An 18,140-nucleotide genomic window follows, 5' to 3' on the forward strand; every position below is an offset into this window, starting at 1 on the left:
CACAAAATAGCTGGTCAGGCGAGAAAAACAGGCTATAAATGTCGGACACCGATTGCTGGAGGCATTGATGAGTCCCTTTTTAAGCGCCTATTTTTCTCGTCTGGGCTGGACGGGCACCCCGGACGTTTCACTTCACACCCTGCGCGAACTGCATATTCACCATAACGGCGCGATCCCCTTTGAAAATCTGGATGTGCTGCTGCCCAGAGAGATACATCTCGACGATCGCACCCTCGAAGAGAAGCTGATTCACGGTCGTCGCGGCGGCTACTGCTTCGAGCAAAACGGCCTGCTGGAGAGAGCGCTGCGCGAGATCGGCTTTCCCGTGCGCAGCCTTCTGGGGCGCGTGGTGCTGGCCAATCCGCCGCATATGCCGCCGCGTACCCATCGGCTGCTGCTGGTGGAGGTGGAGGGGGAACGCTGGATTGCCGACGTTGGTTTCGGCGGCCAGACCTTGACCGCGCCGATTAAGCTGCTGGCGGATATAGAACAATCCACCCCGCACGGCGAATATCGCCTGATTTACGAAGGGGAAGAGTGGGCGCTGCAGTTCAGCCATCACGGGCACTGGCAGTCGATGTACCATTTTGATTTAGGTCGCCAGTACGCTTCCGACTATGTGATGGGCAACTTCTGGTCGGCGCACTGGCCGCAGTCGCACTTCCGCCATCATCTGCTGATGTGCCGCCACTTGCCGGACGGCGGCAAAATGACGCTGACCAATTTCCACTTTACCCATTGGGATAAAAACCACGTTGTCGAAAAGCTCGATTTAGCGGACGTTCCGGCGCTGTATGAGGCGCTGCAAACGCGTTTTGGCCTCGGCGTGGATGATGCCAAATACGGCTTTAGCGAAGCGGAGCTGGCGGCGGTGATGGCGGCGTTTGATACCCATCCCGAGGCCGGAAAATAAATATCGTACAGGAACCGTTGGCTGGATAAGGGATGACTGTCAAACGGCGATGTTACCCGGCTTGCGCTACGCTTAGCCGGGCTACGGGGCGCTCCTGTCGCCCGGGTTAGGCGTTTTTGCCGCGACCCGGGATGATTGCGGATTTTGCTCAGCGTCTTGAACGTACCACCTGGTAGCGGCGGGTGAAATATTCAAACGGCGCGCTCCAGACGTGAACCAGCCGGGTGAACGGGAACAGCAGGAAAATCGTCATCCCCAGCACCAGATGCACGCGGAAAACAAAGGCCACGCCGCTGAGCATTTCTGACGAGCCGCCGCGGAAGGTGACGATGCCCTGCGCCCAGCCCACCAGCTTCATCATTTCACTGCCGTCCGGATACTGCGCCGAGAAAGGGATGGTGCTCAGCCCGAGCAGGCACTGAATCAGCAGAATGCTCATGATGATGATATCCGGCGCGGTCGAGGTGGCGCGAACGCGCTGGTTGGTCAAACGACGCCAGAGCAAACCGGCGCCGCCAATCAGCGTCAGGACGCCGCAGACGCCGCCGAGCACCATCGCCATCTGCTGCTTGACCGCAATGGGTAAAAACCAGGCATACATCCAGTGCGGCGTTAACATGCCGAACAGATGGCCAAAGAAAATGCCGAGTATGCCGATATGGAACAGATTCGACCAGATCACCATCCCGCGTTTATCCAGCATCTGGCTGGAGGAGGCGCGCCAGGTGTACTGGCCGTAGTCATAGCGCAGCCAGCTGCCGAGAAAAAAGACCGTCGCGCAGATGTAGGGGTAGATGTCGTAAAAAAAGACGTTCAGATACTGTATCATTTCGGGCCTCCCGCGCTGACGTCGACGTACTGCGGCGCCACGTCCTGGCTAAAGCGTCGTTGATATTGCTGTAACGGTGAGCTGTCACAGGCCGTGGCGTTGTCTTCGATAAATTTCACCTGTTCTTCTTCCCAGACCGCATCCAGCGCCTGCCGGGTGTCATCGCGGGGCTCGTTGTTGACCTGCTGCGTGACACTGTCACTTGATAGCGGGATCCCGCCGAGGCTGAGCAGGGCGTCAAACAGCTGATACCAGGGGACACCGCGCTGCTTCAGCCGCCCGCCCAGCAGCGCCAGAATCGGCGCGACGTTGTGCAGACCTTCGCGCGCGTCGTTTTCCGGCAGGATGCTGAGGTATTCCAGATACAGCGGCAGGTGGTCGGGAAGTTCGCGACAGTTGAGCACCAGGCCCGCCTTTTCATACTGAGCGAGCAGGTCGACCATTGCCTGACCGCGGTCGCGAGACTCGGCGTGCACGTGTTCAAACAGCAGCAGCGACGTAGCGCGGCCCCGGTCGAACACTTCGCACCATTCGGCCTGCTTGTCCAGCAGCGGGGCATTCAGCATCTCCGCGGCGAAGTCGTTGAGCACAGGGGCGTCGTGACGCACCATGCTCAGCACCTCGTCCTTGCACTGCCAAAGAAACTCATCCGGGTACTCCATCAGCAGACCGATCGCTTTGAGGATTTGCATTATTCCCCCTCCGCTTTATCGCGTACTTCGGTGATGTTGATGGCGTCAATGCGGCTACTGTTGAACAGGTTGAATTTGGTGTCGGAGCCGTGGCAGCCGTCGCCGAAGGTAAAGCCGCAGCCGTTGCGCTCGGGGAAGGCGTCGCGCGCCATTTCGCGGTGGCTGGTCGGGATCACGAAGCGGTCCTCGTAGTTGGCGATCGCCAGATAACGGTACATCTCCTCGACCTGCTCAACGCTCAGGCCCACCTCCTCGATGGCGCGAGTATCGGTGACGCCTTCCACCGTTTGCGAGCGCATGTAGTGACGCATCGCCATCATGCGCTTCAGCGCGCGCAGTACCGGGCCGGTATCGCCCGCGCTGAGCATATTGGCGAGATACTGCACCGGAATGCGCAGGCTTTCGATGGCCGGAAGCACGCCGTCGCTTTTCGGCAGACCGCCGGCGTCGGCGTAGGACTGAATCGGCGACAGCGGCGGCACGTACCAGACCATTGGCAGGGTGCGGTATTCCGGATGCAGCGGCAGCGCCAGCTTCCAGTCCATCGCCATTTTGTACACCGGCGAGCGCTGGGCGGCATCAATCACGTTTTGTGGAATCCCCTGTTTCAGCGCTTCTTCAATCACCGCCGGGTCGTGGGGGTTGAGGAACACCTCGCACTGCCGCTCGTAGAGGTCGGTTTCGCGCTCGGTGCTGGCGGCCTCTTCAATGCGGTCTGCGTCGTACAACAGCACGCCGAGGTAGCGGATACGTCCCACGCAGGTTTCTGAACAGACGGTGGGCTGTCCGGACTCGATACGCGGGTAGCAGAAGATGCACTTCTCCGATTTGCCGCTTTTCCAGTTGAAGTAGATTTTCTTGTACGGGCAGCCGCTGATGCACAGACGCCAGCCGCGGCATTTGTCCTGGTCGATCAGCACGATGCCGTCTTCTTCACGCTTGTAGATGGCGCCGCTGGGGCAGGTGGCGACGCAGCTCGGGTTCAGGCAGTGCTCGCACAGGCGCGGCAGATACATCATGAAGGTATTTTCAAACTGGCCGTACATCTCCTTCTGAATCTTGTCGAAGTTTCGGTCGCGGGCGCGCTTTTCAAACTCGCCGCCGAGCAGCTCTTCCCAGTTGGGGCCCCAGATGATTTTATCCATCCGCTTGCCGTCGATAAGCGAACGCGGACGGGCGGTGGGCAGGTGTTTTCCCTCCGGCGCGTTGTGCAGATGCTGGTAATCATAGGTAAAGGGTTCATAGTAGTCGTCGATCTGCGGTATCACCGGATTGGCGAAAATTTTGGTGATGACGCCCATTTTGCCGCCCAGACGCGGGCGTATTTTGCCATTAACATCGCGCACCCAGCCGCCTTCCCACACCTCCTGATCTTCCCAGTTTTTCGGATAGCCAATGCCCGGTTTGGTTTCGACGTTGTTAAACCAGGCGTATTCCATCCCTTCGCGTCCGGTCCAGACGTTTTTACAGGTGACGGAGCAGGTGTGGCAGCCGATGCATTTATCGAGATTGAGAACCATACCGACCTGTGAACGTATTTTCATTTTTTCGCCTCCTGTACCCCATCGCGACCTTCGTCATCCAGCCAGTCAATATTTTTCATTTTGCGGATCATGATGAACTCGTCGCGGTTGGAGCCGACGGTGCCGTAGTAGTTGAAACCGTAAGCCAGCTGGGCGTAGCCGCCAATCATATGGGTCGGTTTCGGGCACACGCGGGTGACCGAGTTATGGATCCCGCCGCGCCGTCCGGTGACTTCCGAGCCCGGAATATTCATCAGGCGCTCCTGCGCGTGGTACATCATGGTCATCCCCGGCGGTACGCGCTGGCTGACCACCGCGCGGGCGGTGAGCGCGCCGTTGGCGTTGAAGGCCTCGATCCAGTCGTTATCTTCAATACCCAGCTCGCGAGCGTCGGTTTCGCTGATCCACACGATCGGCCCGCCGCGCGACAGGGTCAGCATCAGCAGGTTTTCGCTGTAGGTGGAGTGGATGCCCCATTTCTGGTGCGGCGTCAGAAAGTTGAGTGCTTTTTCCGGGAAGCCGTTAGGCGGAATCGCTTTCATCTGGCTGACGCTGCGGGTGTCAATGGGCGGACGATAAACCACCAGGCTTTCGCCAAAGGCGCGCATCCAGGGGTGATCCTGATATAGCTGCTGGCGGCCGGAGAGGGTGCGCCAGGGGATCAGCTCGTGGACGTTGGTATAGCCGGCGTTGTAGGAAACATGCTCGCTCTCGAGGCCGGACCAGGTCGGGCTGGAGATAATTTTGCGCGGCTGGGCCTGAATATCGCGGAAGCGAATTTTTTCATCCTCTTTATTCAGCGCCAGGTGCGTATGCTCGCGGCCGGTAAACTCGCCGAGCGCTTGCCAGGCTTTGACCGCCACCTGGCCGTTGGTTTCCGGGGCGAGGGCGAGGATCACTTCCGAGGCGTCAATGGCGCTGTCGATGCGCGGGCGACCTTTGGCCGGGCCGTCCAGCTTGACGTAGTTAAGCTTGCCGAGGAAGTCGACCTCGTTCTGGGTGTTCCAGGTGATGCCTTTACCGCCGTTGCCCAGTTTGTCGAGCAGCGGCCCGAGGGAGGTAAAGCGCTCATACGTCGCCGGATAATCGCGCTCAACGACGGCAATCGACGGCGCGGTTTTACCCGGCGTCAGCTCGCATTCTCCTTTCCGCCAGTCCAGCACGTCGAAGGGCTGCGACAGCTCCGCCGGGGAGTCGTGCTGCAGCGGCACCAGCACAACGTCGGTCTCTTTATCGAGGTGGCCGACGCAGACCTCGGAGAAGGTTTTGGCGATATCTTTGTAAATTTCCCAGTCGCTTTTCGCCTCCCAAGCCGGGTCAACGGCGGCGGAGAGCGGGTGGATAAACGGATGCATATCCGAGGTGTTCATATCATCTTTTTCATACCAGGTGGCGGTCGGCAGAACGATATCGGAGAACAGGCAGGTACTGGACATGCGGAAATCGAGCGTCACCAGCAGGTCGAGCTTGCCTTCGATGGCCGCGGTCTGCCACTCCACCTCTTCGGGCTTCACGTCATCGCTGGCGCCCAGCTCATCGCCCTGAATACCGCTGTCGGTGCCCAGCAGATATTTGAGCATATACTCGTGGCCCTTGCCGGAAGAGCCCAGCAGGTTGGAGCGCCAGATAAACAGATTACGCGGATGATTTTTGCCGTTATCCGGCTGTTCGCAGGCGAAGCGGATCTCGCCGGACTTCAGCGCCCGGGCGGTGTAGTCGGCGGGAGTCAGTCCGGCCGCGGCGGCCTGCGCTTTGATGGTCAGCGGGTTGACGCCCAGCTGCGGCGCGGAGGGCAGCCAGCCCATGCGCTCGGCGCGAACGTTAAAGTCGATCAGATGGCCGCTGAATTGGCTGGCATCGGCCAGCGGCGACAGCAGCTCCCGGGCGGTCAGCTTTTCATAGCGCCACTGGCTGGCGTGATTGTAAAAAAAGGAGGTGCTGTTCATCTGGCGCGGCGGACGATTCCAGTCAAGGGCGAACGCCAGCGGCAGCCAGCCGGTTTGCGGACGCAGCTTCTCCTGGCCGACATAGTGCGACCAGCCGCCGCCGCTCTGGCCGACGCAGCCGCAGAACACCAGCATATTGATCATCCCCCGGTAGTTCATATCCATGTGGTACCAGTGGTTGACGCCGGCGCCGAGGATAATCATCGACCGTCCGTGGGTTTTATGCGCGGTATCGGCAAATTCACGGGCGATCTGCTCGATGTGCTGGCGCGGGACGCCGGTAATCTGTTCGGCCCACGCCGGGGTATAGGCTTTCATCTCACTGAAGTCCTGCGCGGCGTTGGGATCGTCTAAACCGCGATCGAGTCCGTAGTTGGCGAGAATCAGATCGTAGACGCTAACCACCAGGCCGGATTCACCGTTGGCCAGCGGGAGCTGCTTAACCGGCAGCTGATGCAGCGTCACCGGATCCTGCTTGATGCTGCGAAAGTGCGGGTTTTCGTTGCCGCCGAAGTAGGGAAAGCCCACCGTCACCGCGTCGTCACGGCTATCCAGCAGCGATAGTTTGAGTTCAATGGCTTGCCCGGCGGCCTGCTGTTCAAGGTTCCATTTGCCTTTCTCTCCCCACCGGAAGCCAATCGAACCGTTGGGCGCCACCAGTTCACCAGCGCTGTTATAGGCGACGGTTTTCCACTCCGGGTTATTGCTTTCGCCCAAATCGTCAACCAGATCGGCGGCGCGGACCATCCTGCCGGGAACGTAGAAACCCTCCTCGCGACGCTCAAGCATCACCAGCATCGGCATATCGGTGTAGGTGCGGCAGTAGTTGAGGAAATAATCGCTCGGGTTATCAAGGTGAAACGTTTTGAGGATCACGTGGCCCATCGCCATGGCCAGCGCGCTGTCGGTACCCTGTTTCGGCGCCAGCCACTGGTCGCTGAGCTTGGCTACCTCCGAAAAGTCCGGGGTAATCGCGATGGTTTTGGTGCCCTTGTAGCGCACTTCCGTAAAGAAGTGGGCGTCCGGGGTTCGGGTCTGCGGGACATTGGAGCCCCAGGCGATAATATAGCTGGAGTTGTACCAGTCGGCGGACTCGGGAACGTCGGTCTGCTCGCCCCAGGTCATTGGCGAGGCGGGGGGAAGGTCGCAGTACCAGTCGTAGAAGCTCAGGCAGGTGCCGCCGAGCAGCGACAGATACCGGGTGCCGGCGGCGTAAGAGACCATCGACATCGCCGGGATCGGCGAAAAGCCCGCCACGCGGTCCGGGCCGTAGTTTTTGATGGTCCAGACGTTGGCGGCGGCAATCAGCTGGTTCAGCTCCTTCCAGCTTGAACGGATAAATCCGCCTTTGCCGCGTACCTGCTTGTAGCTGAGGGTTTTGACCGGGTCCTGCATGATGCTGTCCCACGCCTGCACCGGGTCCGGGTGCTGAGCCAGCGCTTCGCGCCATAGGGCAATCAGCCGCTTGCGCGCCAGCGGATACTTCAGGCGGTTAGCGCTGTAGAGGTACCAGGAGTAGCTTGCGCCGCGCGGGCAGCCGCGGGGTTCGTGGTTGGGCAGGTCCGGGCGGGTGCGGGGGTAGTCCGTTTGCTGAGTTTCCCAGGTGACCAGCCCGTTTTTGACGTAAATTTTCCAGCTGCAGGAGCCTGTGCAGTTCACGCCGTGCGTTGAGCGGACGATTTTGTCGAACTGCCAGCGCTGACGGTAGCTGTCTTCCCAGTCGCGGTTGGTGTTGTACACCTGACCGTGGCCGTTGGCAAAGCTCTCGCCTTTCTGCTTAAAGTAGCGAAAGCGATCCAGTAGTTTACTCATGACCTTCCTCCTGCTCCGATAATGTCCGGCCTGAAAAGACCGTACGATCCCCAGGCCGGATAGGGCGTCAGCCGCCACCCGATGAATATGCCGTTATTGTTTTGCCGGTTTACGACGGCCGTAGACCAGCCAGGTCACCAGCACGCAAACCACGTAGAAAACCAGGAAGACCTTCATCGCCCCGACCGGGGAGCCGGTCATCGCCAGCGAGGTACCGAAGGCTTTAGGGATAAAGAAGCCACCAATCGCGCCGATGGCGGAGATAAAGCCGAGCGCCGCCGCGGTGTCGGTCACCGCTTCGTGCTGGGCCTGTTCGTCGCTGCCGCCGCGTTTCTTCACGCTGTCGAGGGTGATTTGGCGAAAGATCACGGCGATCATCTGGAAGGTGGAACCGCTGCCGAGACCGGCGGTCAGGAACAGCCCCATAAACACCACGTAAAAGGCGAGAAAACTGCCTGAGCCGCTGCCGGGGAGGGTGAGAAACAGCAGGCCGGTGAACAGCGCCATCAGCACAAAGTTCACCAGCGTGACCCGTACGCCGCCGAGACGGTCGGATATAATCCCGCCGAAAGAACGCGCCAGCGCGCCGATAAACGGCCCGAAGAAGGCCAGCTTAAGGATGTTAACATCAGGGAACTGCGTTTTCGCCAGCATGGCGAAACCGGCGGAGAAGCCGATAAACGAGCCAAAGGTGGCCAGATAGAGCAGGCTCAGCAGCCACATATGCGGGCGTTTCAGCACCGGCAGTTGCTCGCGAATCGAAGCCTTTGAGCTGGCGATGTCGTTCATTCCTACCCAGGCGGCGAAGGTGGCTATCACCAGCAGCGGAACCCAGACGAGGGCGGCGTTGCTCAGCGCGAGAAGAGAGCCATCCTCCTGAGGCACGCCATGGATGCCAAGAAAAGCGAAGATGGGCAGAAAAATCGCCGCCGGCGCGATCATCTGCATCACGCTGACGCCGAGATTGCCGAGGCCGCCGTTGATACCCAGCGCGCTGCCCTGTTTCGCTTTGGGAAAGAAAAAACTGATATTTCCCATGCTGGAAGCAAAGTTCGCACCGGCAAAACCGCACAGCAGGGCAATGGTGATAAATACCCAGAATGGAGTAGCGGGGTTTTGAATGGCGATACCCAGCCAGATACAGGGCACCACCAGAATAATCGTGCTTAATACCGTCCAGTAGCGCCCGCCAAATATAGGTACCATAAAGGAGTAGGGGACGCGTAATATTGCGCCGGAAAGCGAGGGCAGAGCGGTTAATAAAAAGAGCTGATCGGTGGTGAAATTAAATCCGACTTTATTGAGATTGACGGCGACGGCGCTGAATAGCATCCAGACGCAAAAGGCGAGTAGCAAACAACCTACGGAAATGCAAAGATTTCTGCGCGCTATTTGCTTTCCCTTATTCTCCCAAAACGCCGCATTTTCTGGTTTCCACTCTTTTAAAAGATAATGATTCTTTTTCTCATTTTTGCTCAGCATATTGCCCTCGAATGAACAGTAACCCGTCAAAAAAGAATAAACTGGTAAAACAGCAAATTAATAAAAGAAATAAAATCAGGGATGGGGATGTATCTGTTGTAATAAATGAAGAATAGATAAGAAAAGCGCGCCGAAAGAGGACGCGCGAATATTAGCTCAGGATTATTTGTTACTAAATGTAACTTAAAATTAAAAAAGTTCCATCGAGATAGAATAATTGATATGCCGATTGAAGGCGGCGTCATCTATTTCCTGCATTCCCAGCGCATAAATACCGTCGAGGCCGCAGACGAGAGCAATGAGCCGCCAGGCAATGCTTTCCATATCGTCCCCTGGCTTAAACTCACCGGCAGCGGTTCCCTGGCGGATGATCTTCAGGGTCTCTTCATGCCACATGTTCATGGTGAGCAGATAGGCCCCTTTGATATCGCTGTCGCTATCGGCCAGCAGCTGCGCTTCGCGCCACAGGCGAATGTATGGCTCAAGCCTGCCGTCGTCGCTGCCCACCATAGAAAACAGGCGTTCACGCCACGTGGCGTCGTCGGCGACCAGCGGCATATCCATCATTTCGCGGATCAACCGTATGAAGGCATGGGCTTTTAGCTCGCCCGCGGAGGTGAAATGATGGTGCAGCTGACCGGCGGAGACGCCGGCTTCGGCGGCAATCTGGCGGACGGTCATAGCGCTAAACCCGCCCCGAAGCGCTACGCGCATGGCTGCCAGCACAATAACTTCCCGACGCGCATCGCGATTTAAGTAGCCCATAACGTTAGTGACCCCGGTTTTTTTGGCGATAGTAACAAAAAGTTGGACACTCGTTCAACAATCCGGCAGGATCCGTTTTCTGGACGCTTGTCCAGTTTTAACGTTGAGGGAAAGTAGTATGTCTCGGCAATGGTTGACGCTGATGGCGATTTTGTTGGTTTATATTCCGGTGGCGATTGACGCCACTGTTCTCCACGTGGCTGCGCCAACGCTCAGCGTAGCGCTGGGGACCAGCGGTAACGAGCTGCTGTGGATTATTGATATTTATTCGCTGGTAATGGCCGGTATGGTGCTGCCTATGGGCGCATTGGGCGATAAAATCGGCTTTAAACGGCTGCTGCTGCTCGGCAGCGGTATTTTTGGCACCGCGTCGCTGGCGGCGGCGTTTTCGCCCACGGCAGAGACGCTGATTGCCTCCCGCGCGCTGCTGGCGGTGGGGGCGGCAATGATCGTGCCTGCGACCCTGGCCGGGATCCGCAGCACCTTTTCGCAGGCGCACCAGCGTAATATGGCGCTTGGTCTGTGGGCAGCGGTCGGTTCCGGCGGCGCGGCGTTCGGTCCGCTGGTTGGCGGCATGCTGCTGGAGCATTTTTACTGGGGATCGGTTTTCCTGATCAACGTGCCGATCGTCCTGCTGGTGATAGCGATTAATGCCAAAGTGGTGCCGCGTCAGCCCGCGCGGCGCGAGCAGCCGCTGAATCTTTTCCAGGCGCTAATCCTGATCGCCGCCATTTTGATGCTGGTCTTTAGTGCCAAAACGGCGCTCAAAGGGCAAATGGCGCTGTGGTTAACCGGGCTGGTGGCACTATCTGGCGCCGCGATGCTGTTCTGGTTCGTGCGCAAACAGCTCTCGGCATCGCGTCCCATGGTCGATATGCGCCTGTTTACCCATCGCATTATTTTAAGCGGCGTGATGATGGCGATGACCGCGCTGATTACGCTGGTGGGTTTTGAACTGCTGATGGCCCAGGAGCTGCAGTTTGTGCACAGCAAAACGCCTTTTGAAGCCGGGCTGTTTATGCTGCCGGTGATGGTGGCGAGCGGTTTCAGCGGGCCCATTGCCGGCATGCTGGTATCGCGGCTGGGGCTGCGCGAGGTCGCCACCGGCGGAATGCTGCTCAGCGCCCTGAGCTTCCTCGGCCTGTCGATGACCGATTTCAGTACTCAGCAGTGGCAGGCCTGGGGACTGATGACGCTGCTGGGCTTCAGCGTCGCCAGCGCGCTGTTGGCCTCCAGCTCGGCGATCATGGCCGCCGCGCCGAAGGAAAAAGCGGCGGCGGCAGGGGCCATCGAAACCATGGCCTATGAGCTGGGCGCGGGACTGGGGATTGCCCTGTTTGGCCTGATCCTGACCCGCAGCTACACCTCGTCAATTGTTCTGCCGGGTGGAATCGAGGGCGCGGCGGCGGAGCAGGCGTCATCCTCCATCAGCGAGGCGATTAAGCTGGCGCAGTCGCTGCCCGCCATACCGGCGCAAAGCCTGCTTGAAGCGGCGAAGGCGGCGTTTATTCATTCGCACAGCATCGTGCTGGCGACGGCTGGCGTCCTGCTTCTGCTGCTGGCGGCCGGCATCTGGCGTAGTCTGGCAAAAGCGCCTGAGCTGAATTAACCCTTTAGACAGCCGACTGCCAGATGATTGAAGACGTGCCCATCCCGGGAATTGCCATCAGGGATGGGCTGAAGTCAGTCACGGATCTTGTAGGCCGTTAAGGCGTCGGCCGCCGCCGTTTTAGCGCCGGGTCGCCTGCCAGCAAAGCAGGGAGCCGGCGCACACCATTCCGGCGCCCTGCCAGAACGACCACGACAGCGCGGCGCTGAGCAGTGCCGCCGCCAGCGCCGAGGAGAGCACCGGCGTAAAGTAGGAGGCGGCGGCCAGCAGGCTGACGTTGCCGTGCAGGATCCCGACGTTCCACGCCGCGTAGCCTAATCCCAGAGCAACGGACAGCGCGATCAGTTTGGCTATCACCGGCCAGCTAAAGACCATGGGCGGCTGTTCGCTGAACAGGAACTTTAGCCACAGGGTCAGGGCGGTAAGCAGAACAAAAAGGGTAATCCCGTTTTTGCCCTTCGCGTATTTAGCGGTGACCGTGCAGTAGGCCGCCCAGATAAACGCGCCGATGAACGCCAGAATATAGCTCAGCGGGCTGGAAACCACGTTGCGGGTAATTTCATCTACATTCAGACCATGCTCACCGCCTAATACCCAGGTGACGCCGAATAAAGCGAGAAATAACCCCGGGATAACCAACCAGCTGCTTTTTTGGCCGTTAAACAGAATGGCGAATAAAATCGTCAGGCTGGGCCACAGATAATTAACCATGCCCACTTCAATAGCCTGCTGGCGGCTACCGGCTAATCCGACCGACAGCGCCAGGCAAATTTCATAGCTGACGAACAGCAGGCTTCCTGCCAGTAAATAGGGGCGAGGGATCTGGCGTATTTGCGGGAAGCCGACGGTAAAGATCAGCAAAAGGCCGCTCAGGCTGTAGATCATCGCCGCGCCGCCCACCGGACCAAGCCCTTCGCTTACGCCACGAATCAGCCCGACCATGGTGCTCCACAAGACGATAGCGGCCAATCCAATGAGCGTGGCTCTCTTCTTCTCCATATTTAACCTGATGTTGGTTCAAACGCAGTCGGGTTTTATAACACTTTTTTTTCGCTTTCGGGGGATATTTTCCTCCGCGCTTAATCCTAATGGAGTAACGAAATTTAAGGCGGCTGACTATTAAGGGGTCATGGGTTCAGGACATTGATTTGACGCAAATAAAACAGGGTTATTGCTGTTAATTTCCACTCCCGCAATGAATAAACATCCCGCATGGAGGGGAACAATGGACGTCAGCCGCAGAAAGTTTTTTAAAATCTGCGCAGGCGGTATGGCCGGAACAACAGCCGCTGCATTGGGTTTTGCGCCCAAAATGGCCCTGGCTCAGGCGCGTAATTACAAATTGCTGCGCGCCAAAGAGATCCGCAACACCTGCACATACTGCTCCGTGGGCTGCGGGCTATTAATGTATAGCCTGGGCGACGGCGCGAAAAACGCGAAAGAAGCGATTTACCACATTGAAGGCGACCCGGATCATCCGGTGAGCCGCGGCGCGCTGTGCCCGAAAGGCGCGGGGCTGCTTGACTATGTTCATAGCGACAACCGCCTGCGCTATCCGCAGTACCGCGCGCCGGGTTCGGATACATGGCAGCGCATCTCCTGGGATGACGCGTTTACCCGCATCGCCAAACTGATGAAAGCCGACCGCGACGCCAATTTTATTGAAAAGAACGAACAGGGCGTGACGGTTAACCGCTGGCTGTCCACCGGGATGTTATGTGCCTCTGCGGCCAGTAATGAAACCGGCATGCTGACGCAAAAATTTGTGCGCTCCCTCGGCATGCTGGCGGTAGACAACCAGGCGCGCGTCTGACACGGACCAACGGTAGCAAGTCTTGCTCCAACATTTGGTCGCGGTGCGATGACCAACCACTGGGTTGATATCAAAAACGCTAACGTCGTGGTGGTGATGGGCGGTAACGCCGCCGAAGCCCATCCGGTGGGATTCCGCTGGGCGATGGAGGCGAAAAACAACAACGATGCGACGCTGATTGTCGTCGACCCGCGCTTTACGCGCACGGCGTCGGTGGCCGATATTTATGCGCCGATCCGTTCCGGTACCGACATTACCTTCCTGTCGGGCGTGCTGCTGTACCTGATCGAAAATAACAAAATCAATGCCGAGTACGTTAAACACTACACCAACGCTAACCTGCTGGTGCGCGACGATTTTGCCTTCGAAGATGGCCTGTTCAGCGGCTACGATGCCGAAAAGCGTCAGTACGATAAATCGTCGTGGAACTATCAGTTCGACGAAAACGGCTACGCCATGCGCGACGAGACGCTGCAGCATCCGCGCTGCGTCTGGAACCTGCTGAAGCAGCACGTTTCGCGCTATACGCCGGAGGTGGTGGAGAATATCTGCGGTACGCCAAAGGCGGACTTCCTTAAAGTGTGCGAAGTGCTGGCGTCAACCAGCGCGGCGGACCGGACCACCACCTTCCTTTACGCGCTGGGCTGGACGCAGCATACCGTCGGGGCGCAGAACATCCGTACCATGGCGATGATTCAGCTGCTGCTCGGCAATATGGGGATGGCGGGCGGCGGCGTCAACGCGCTGCGCGGGCACTCCAATATTCAGGGGCTAACCGATTTAGGCCTGCTCTCGACCAGCCTGCCGGGCTACCTGACGCTGCCGTCGGAACAGCAGACGGATCTGCAAAGCTATCTCGCCGCCAATACGCCGAAGGCGACGCTGGCCGAACAGGTGAACTACTGGAGCAACTATCCGAAGTTCTTCGTCAGCCTGATGAAATCGTTCTACGGCGACGCGGCGCAAAAAGAGAACGACTGGGGCTTCCACTGGCTGCCGAAATGGGACCAGGCTTATGACGTTATCAAGTATTTCAATATGATGGATAACGGCAACGTCACGGGCTATATCTGCCAGGGCTTCAATCCGGTGGCGTCCTTCCCGGACAAAAACAAGGTGGTCCGCAGCCTGAGCAAGCTGAAGTACATGGTGGTTATCGACCCGCTGGTGACCGAAACCTCGACCTTCTGGCAAAACCACGGCGAGTCGAACGATGTTGACCCGGCAGCGATTCAGACCGAGGTCTTCCGCCTGCCGTCCACCTGCTTCGCCGAAGAGGATGGTTCCATCGCTAACTCCGGGCGCTGGCTGCAGTGGCACTGGAAAGGCCAGGACGCGCCGGGCGAAGCGCGCAACGACGGCGAAATTCTGGCCGGCATTTACCACCGTCTGCGCGAGATGTATCGCAGCGAGGGCGGCAAAGGCGTCGAGCCGCTGCTGAAGATGGGGTGGCACTACAAGCAGCCGGATCGTCCGGAATCAGAAGAGGTCGCGAAAGAGAACAACGGCTACGCGCTGGCGGATCTCTTCGACGCTAACGGCGCGCCGCTGGCGAAGAAGGGCCAGCTGTTGAACAGCTTCGCGCTGCTGCGCGATGACGGTACCACCGCGTCGTCCTGCTGGATCTATACCGGCAGCTGGACCGAGCAGGGCAACCAGATGGCCAACCGCGATAACGCCGATCCGTCAGGCCTTGGCAACACGCTCGGCTGGGCATGGGCGTGGCCGCTCAACCGGCGCGTGCTGTACAACCGCGCGTCGGCGGATATTAACGGCAAGCCGTGGGATGCGAAGCGGATGCTGATCCAGTGGAACGGCAGCAAGTGGGTTGGCAACGATATTCCGGACTTCAATACCGCGCCGCCGGGCAGCAAAACCGGGCCGTTTATTATGCAGCCGGAAGGACTGGGGCGCCTGTTTGCCCTGAATAAGCTGGCGGAAGGTCCGTTCCCGGAACACTACGAGCCGATGGAAACGCCGCTTGGCACCAACCCGCTGCACCCGAACGTGGTCTCCAGCCCGGTGGTGCGCCTGTATGAAGAGGATGCCCTTCGTTTAGGTAAGAAGGATAAATTCCCGTACGTCGGCACCACCTATCGCCTGACCGAGCATTTTCATACCTGGACCAAGCATGCGCGGCTCAATGCGATTGCGCAGCCGGAACAGTTTGTCGAAATCAGCGAAGGTCTGGCGAAAGCGAAGGGGATTGCCAACGGCGATCGGGTGACGGTCAGCAGCAAGCGCGGCTTTATTCGCGCGGTAGCGGTGGTGACGCGTCGTCTGCAAACGCTCAACGTTAACGGCCAGCAGGTTGAAACCGTCGGGATCCCGCTGCACTGGGGTTTTGAAGGGGTAGCCCGCAAAGGTTACATCGCCAATACCCTGACGCCAAACGTCGGGGATTCCAACTCGCAAACGCCGGAGTACAAGGCGTTTCTGGTCAACATCGAGAAAGCGTAAGGAGCGAATGCATGGCGATGGAAACCCAGGACATTATCAAACGCTCCGCCACAAACCCGATCACGCCCGCGCCGCGCGCGCGGGATTTTAAGGCGGAAGTGGCGAAGCTGATCGATGTCTCCTCCTGCGTAGGCTGTAAAGCCTGTCAGGTGGCCTGTTCCGAGTGGAACGATATCCGCGATGAGGTTGGGCACTGCGTCGGGGTGTACGACAACCCCGCCGATCTGAGCGCCAAATCCTGGACGGTAATGCGCTTTAGCGAAACCGAACAGAACGGCAAGCTGGAGTGGCTGATACGCAAAGACGGCTGCATGCACTGCGAGGACCCGGGCTGCCTGAAGGCGTGCCCGTCCGCCGGGGCGATTATTCAGTACGCTAACGGCATCGTCGACTTTCAGCAGGAGAACTGCATCGGCTGCGGCTACTGCATCGCCGGGTGCCCCTTTAACGTCCCGCGCCTCAATAAAGAGGATAACCGGGTCTATAAGTGCACCCTGTGCGTTGACCGGGTCAGCGTAGGCCAGGAACCGGCCTGCGTGAAAACCTGCCCAACCGGCGCGATTCACTTCGGCAGCAAGAAAGAGATGCTGGAAGTGGCCAACGAGCGCGTGGAAAAGCTGAAGAAACGCGGCTATCCCCATGCCGGGGTGTATAACCCGCCGGGCGTTGGCGGCACCCACGTGATGTACGTGCTGCATCATGCGGACCAGCCGGAGCTGTACCACAACCTGCCGAAAGAGCCGCAGATCGATACGTCGATCAACCTGTGGAAAGGCGCGCTGAAGCCGCTCTCGGCGGTCGGGTTTATCGCCACCTTTGCCGGGCTGATTTATCACTACATCGGGATTGGGCCGAATAAAGAAGCGGATGACGATGAGGAGGAGCATGATGAGTAAATCGAAAATGATTGTGCGCACGAAGTTTATTGACCGCGCCTGTCACTGGACGGTGGTCATCTGCTTTTTCCTGGTGGCGCTATCGGGGATCTCGTTTTTCTTCCCGACGCTGCAGTGGCTGACCGAAACCTTCGGTACGCCGCAGATGGGTCGTATTCTGCATCCGTTCTTCGGGGTACTGATTTTCGTGGCCCTGATGTTTATGTTTGTGCGTTTTGTCCATCACAATATTCCCGACAAGCAGGATATCCCCTGGCTCAAGGGCATTATTGAGGTACTGAAAGGCAACGAGCATAAAGTGGCGCGGGTAGGGAAATATAACGCGGGGCAGAAAATGATGTTCTGGACCATCATGAGCATGATTTTTGTGCTGCTGGTGACCGGCGTGATTATCTGGCGGCCCTGGTTTGCCCACTATTTCCCGATTCAGGTTATTCGCTATAGCCTGCTGATTCACGCGACCTCGGCGATTATTCTTATTCATGCGATTCTGATCCACATGTATATGGCGTTTTGGGTGAAGGGATCGATTAAAGGCATGATCGAAGGGAAGGTGAGTCGCCGCTGGGCGAAGAAGCATCATCCGCGCTGGTATCGCGAGGTGGAGCGTCAGGAAGCGAAGAAAGAGAGCTGTGAAGGGCTGAAGTAAGCGTAACTGAGCAACCCGCTCTGGCTGAAGCCGGAGCGGATCAGGTATTGGTAACAAGGGCGTCAATGGCGGAAATAACTTCGCCTCTGGCGCTTTTTAAGTTACAGATAAAATCTTCGCGCTTGATCGGCTTATTATTAAGGTTTGTCATCATCGGCGAACAAAGCATAAACGTTTCAAATTCAATATTTACCTCAGGAACTAAAGGATGCTGCCATAGTGGCAGATGAGCATTACGCATCAGGGGAATAATTACCCTGGTGGGTAGGTCTTCATAAAAATCATTTTGCACAATCATAAAATAGGGTAGAGAGTGCTTCGTTTGCGAAGAAGGGTTCCGATACACGTCGAATTGTTTAAGCATCAGAGCACCCTGAAGTATTCATCTTCGGTGATGGACCCATGCTCGTCGACGAATTCATTCATTAACCGGATCAACTCGTTACTGGGATGAATTGACTGACTTTCAGCTGTGGGTATCGAGGATAAACGGTGCTTTTTGCTCGTTGATATCGCCTGCTGGAAGCTATCATCCGCTGTGTACTCTTTCATTATCCTGCCTCCGTGTGGTTAATGTCGCCATTATCAACCTACTACTTAAAAAAACAATACAGATTGTCCTGGTTAAGTCGCATTTGCGAGACAGGTTCCATTGAAAAGCAACGGCATGAAATGATGAAATTTTTATGGAACCGCGGTTGTGAATTGTTATCGCTATGCCGTTGCTGGCGACCGGGCAGCGGCGGGGCAC

The 18,140-nt window shown here is 57.9% G+C and carries 14 protein-coding genes; 5 read left to right on the forward strand and 9 right to left on the reverse strand.

All coding sequences use genetic code 11. The annotated features are described in order from the left end of the window. Positions 1 to 67: 67 nt before the first annotated feature. A complete protein-coding gene (gene nhoA, locus BJF97_RS14205) occupies positions 68 to 913 on the forward strand; it encodes an N-hydroxyarylamine O-acetyltransferase (protein ID WP_032693479.1) in 846 nt (281 codons plus the stop codon). Positions 914 to 1,061: 148 nt separating this feature from the next. On the opposite strand, the gene narI is transcribed toward nhoA, so the two are convergent. The 6 genes from narI to BJF97_RS14235 all read right to left on the reverse strand — a co-directional run bounded on the left by narI (position 1,062) and on the right by BJF97_RS14235 (position 9,962). Next, complete coding sequence (gene narI / locus BJF97_RS14210) at positions 1,062 to 1,742, reverse strand: respiratory nitrate reductase subunit gamma (RefSeq protein WP_014838419.1); 681 nt, start codon at positions 1,740 to 1,742, stop codon at positions 1,062 to 1,064. After that, positions 1,739 to 2,434 (reverse strand): nitrate reductase molybdenum cofactor assembly chaperone, encoded by a 696-nt coding sequence (narW, locus tag BJF97_RS14215; protein ID WP_032693480.1) that lies wholly within the window; start codon positions 2,432 to 2,434, stop codon positions 1,739 to 1,741. The genes narI and narW overlap by 4 nt, the downstream gene beginning before the upstream one ends. Further along, positions 2,434 to 3,978, reverse strand: coding sequence for a nitrate reductase subunit beta (gene narH / locus BJF97_RS14220; RefSeq protein ID WP_070082929.1), 1,545 nt, complete (start codon positions 3,976 to 3,978; stop codon positions 2,434 to 2,436). The genes narW and narH overlap by 1 nt, the downstream gene beginning before the upstream one ends. Further along, entirely contained in the window at positions 3,975 to 7,715 is a 3,741-nt protein-coding gene (locus BJF97_RS14225) for a nitrate reductase subunit alpha (RefSeq protein WP_032693481.1), read from the reverse strand. The genes narH and BJF97_RS14225 overlap by 4 nt, the downstream gene beginning before the upstream one ends. 93 nt (positions 7,716 to 7,808) lie before the next feature. After that, complete coding sequence (locus BJF97_RS14230) at positions 7,809 to 9,197, reverse strand: NarK family nitrate/nitrite MFS transporter (protein ID WP_025108243.1); 1,389 nt, start codon at positions 9,195 to 9,197, stop codon at positions 7,809 to 7,811. 189 nt (positions 9,198 to 9,386) lie between these two features. Further along, a complete protein-coding gene (locus tag BJF97_RS14235) occupies positions 9,387 to 9,962 on the reverse strand; it encodes a TetR family transcriptional regulator (protein WP_014229277.1) in 576 nt (191 codons plus the stop codon). A gap of 118 nt (positions 9,963 to 10,080) precedes the next feature. Here BJF97_RS14235 and BJF97_RS14240 point away from each other — a divergent pair, with 118 nt between their 5' ends. Continuing rightward, entirely contained in the window at positions 10,081 to 11,571 is a 1,491-nt protein-coding gene (locus BJF97_RS14240) for an MFS transporter (protein WP_004850706.1), read from the forward strand. 120 nt (positions 11,572 to 11,691) lie between these two features. Here the strand turns inward: BJF97_RS14240 and yddG are convergent, their stop codons facing one another. Further along, positions 11,692 to 12,570, reverse strand: coding sequence for an aromatic amino acid DMT transporter YddG (gene yddG, locus BJF97_RS14245; protein ID WP_004850709.1), 879 nt, complete (start codon positions 12,568 to 12,570; stop codon positions 11,692 to 11,694). Between the two features lie 226 nt (positions 12,571 to 12,796). On the opposite strand from yddG, the gene fdnG reads away from it, so the two are divergent. The 3 genes from fdnG to fdnI are packed head-to-tail and all read left to right on the forward strand — an operon-like array spanning position 12,797 to position 17,389. Continuing rightward, a complete protein-coding gene (gene fdnG, locus BJF97_RS14260; protein WP_103787595.1) occupies positions 12,797 to 15,844 on the forward strand; it encodes a formate dehydrogenase-N subunit alpha in 3,048 nt (1,015 codons plus the stop codon). Positions 15,845 to 15,855: 11 nt separating this feature from the next. Further along, entirely contained in the window at positions 15,856 to 16,740 is an 885-nt protein-coding gene (gene fdxH / locus BJF97_RS14265) for a formate dehydrogenase subunit beta (protein ID WP_014838425.1), read from the forward strand. Next, positions 16,733 to 17,389 (forward strand): formate dehydrogenase-N subunit gamma, encoded by a 657-nt coding sequence (gene fdnI / locus BJF97_RS14270; RefSeq protein WP_004120645.1) that lies wholly within the window; start codon positions 16,733 to 16,735, stop codon positions 17,387 to 17,389. Before fdxH ends, fdnI begins: the two co-directional genes overlap by 8 nt. 40 nt (positions 17,390 to 17,429) lie before the next feature. Here the strand turns inward: fdnI and BJF97_RS14275 are convergent, their stop codons facing one another. Further along, positions 17,430 to 17,753 carry a CcdB family protein gene (locus tag BJF97_RS14275; protein WP_032693483.1) on the reverse strand — a complete coding sequence of 108 codons (324 nt, stop codon included), beginning with the start codon at positions 17,751 to 17,753 and terminating at the stop codon, positions 17,430 to 17,432. Continuing rightward, positions 17,753 to 17,941, reverse strand: a complete 189-nt coding sequence (locus BJF97_RS14280; protein ID WP_014229282.1) for a hypothetical protein — start codon at positions 17,939 to 17,941, stop codon at positions 17,753 to 17,755. Before BJF97_RS14280 ends, BJF97_RS14275 begins: the two co-directional genes overlap by 1 nt. Positions 17,942 to 18,140 lie beyond the last annotated feature (199 nt).

The sequence above is a fragment of the Klebsiella sp. LTGPAF-6F genome (genome assembly GCF_001753185.1).
GTDB lineage: Bacteria > Pseudomonadota > Gammaproteobacteria > Enterobacterales > Enterobacteriaceae > Klebsiella > Klebsiella michiganensis.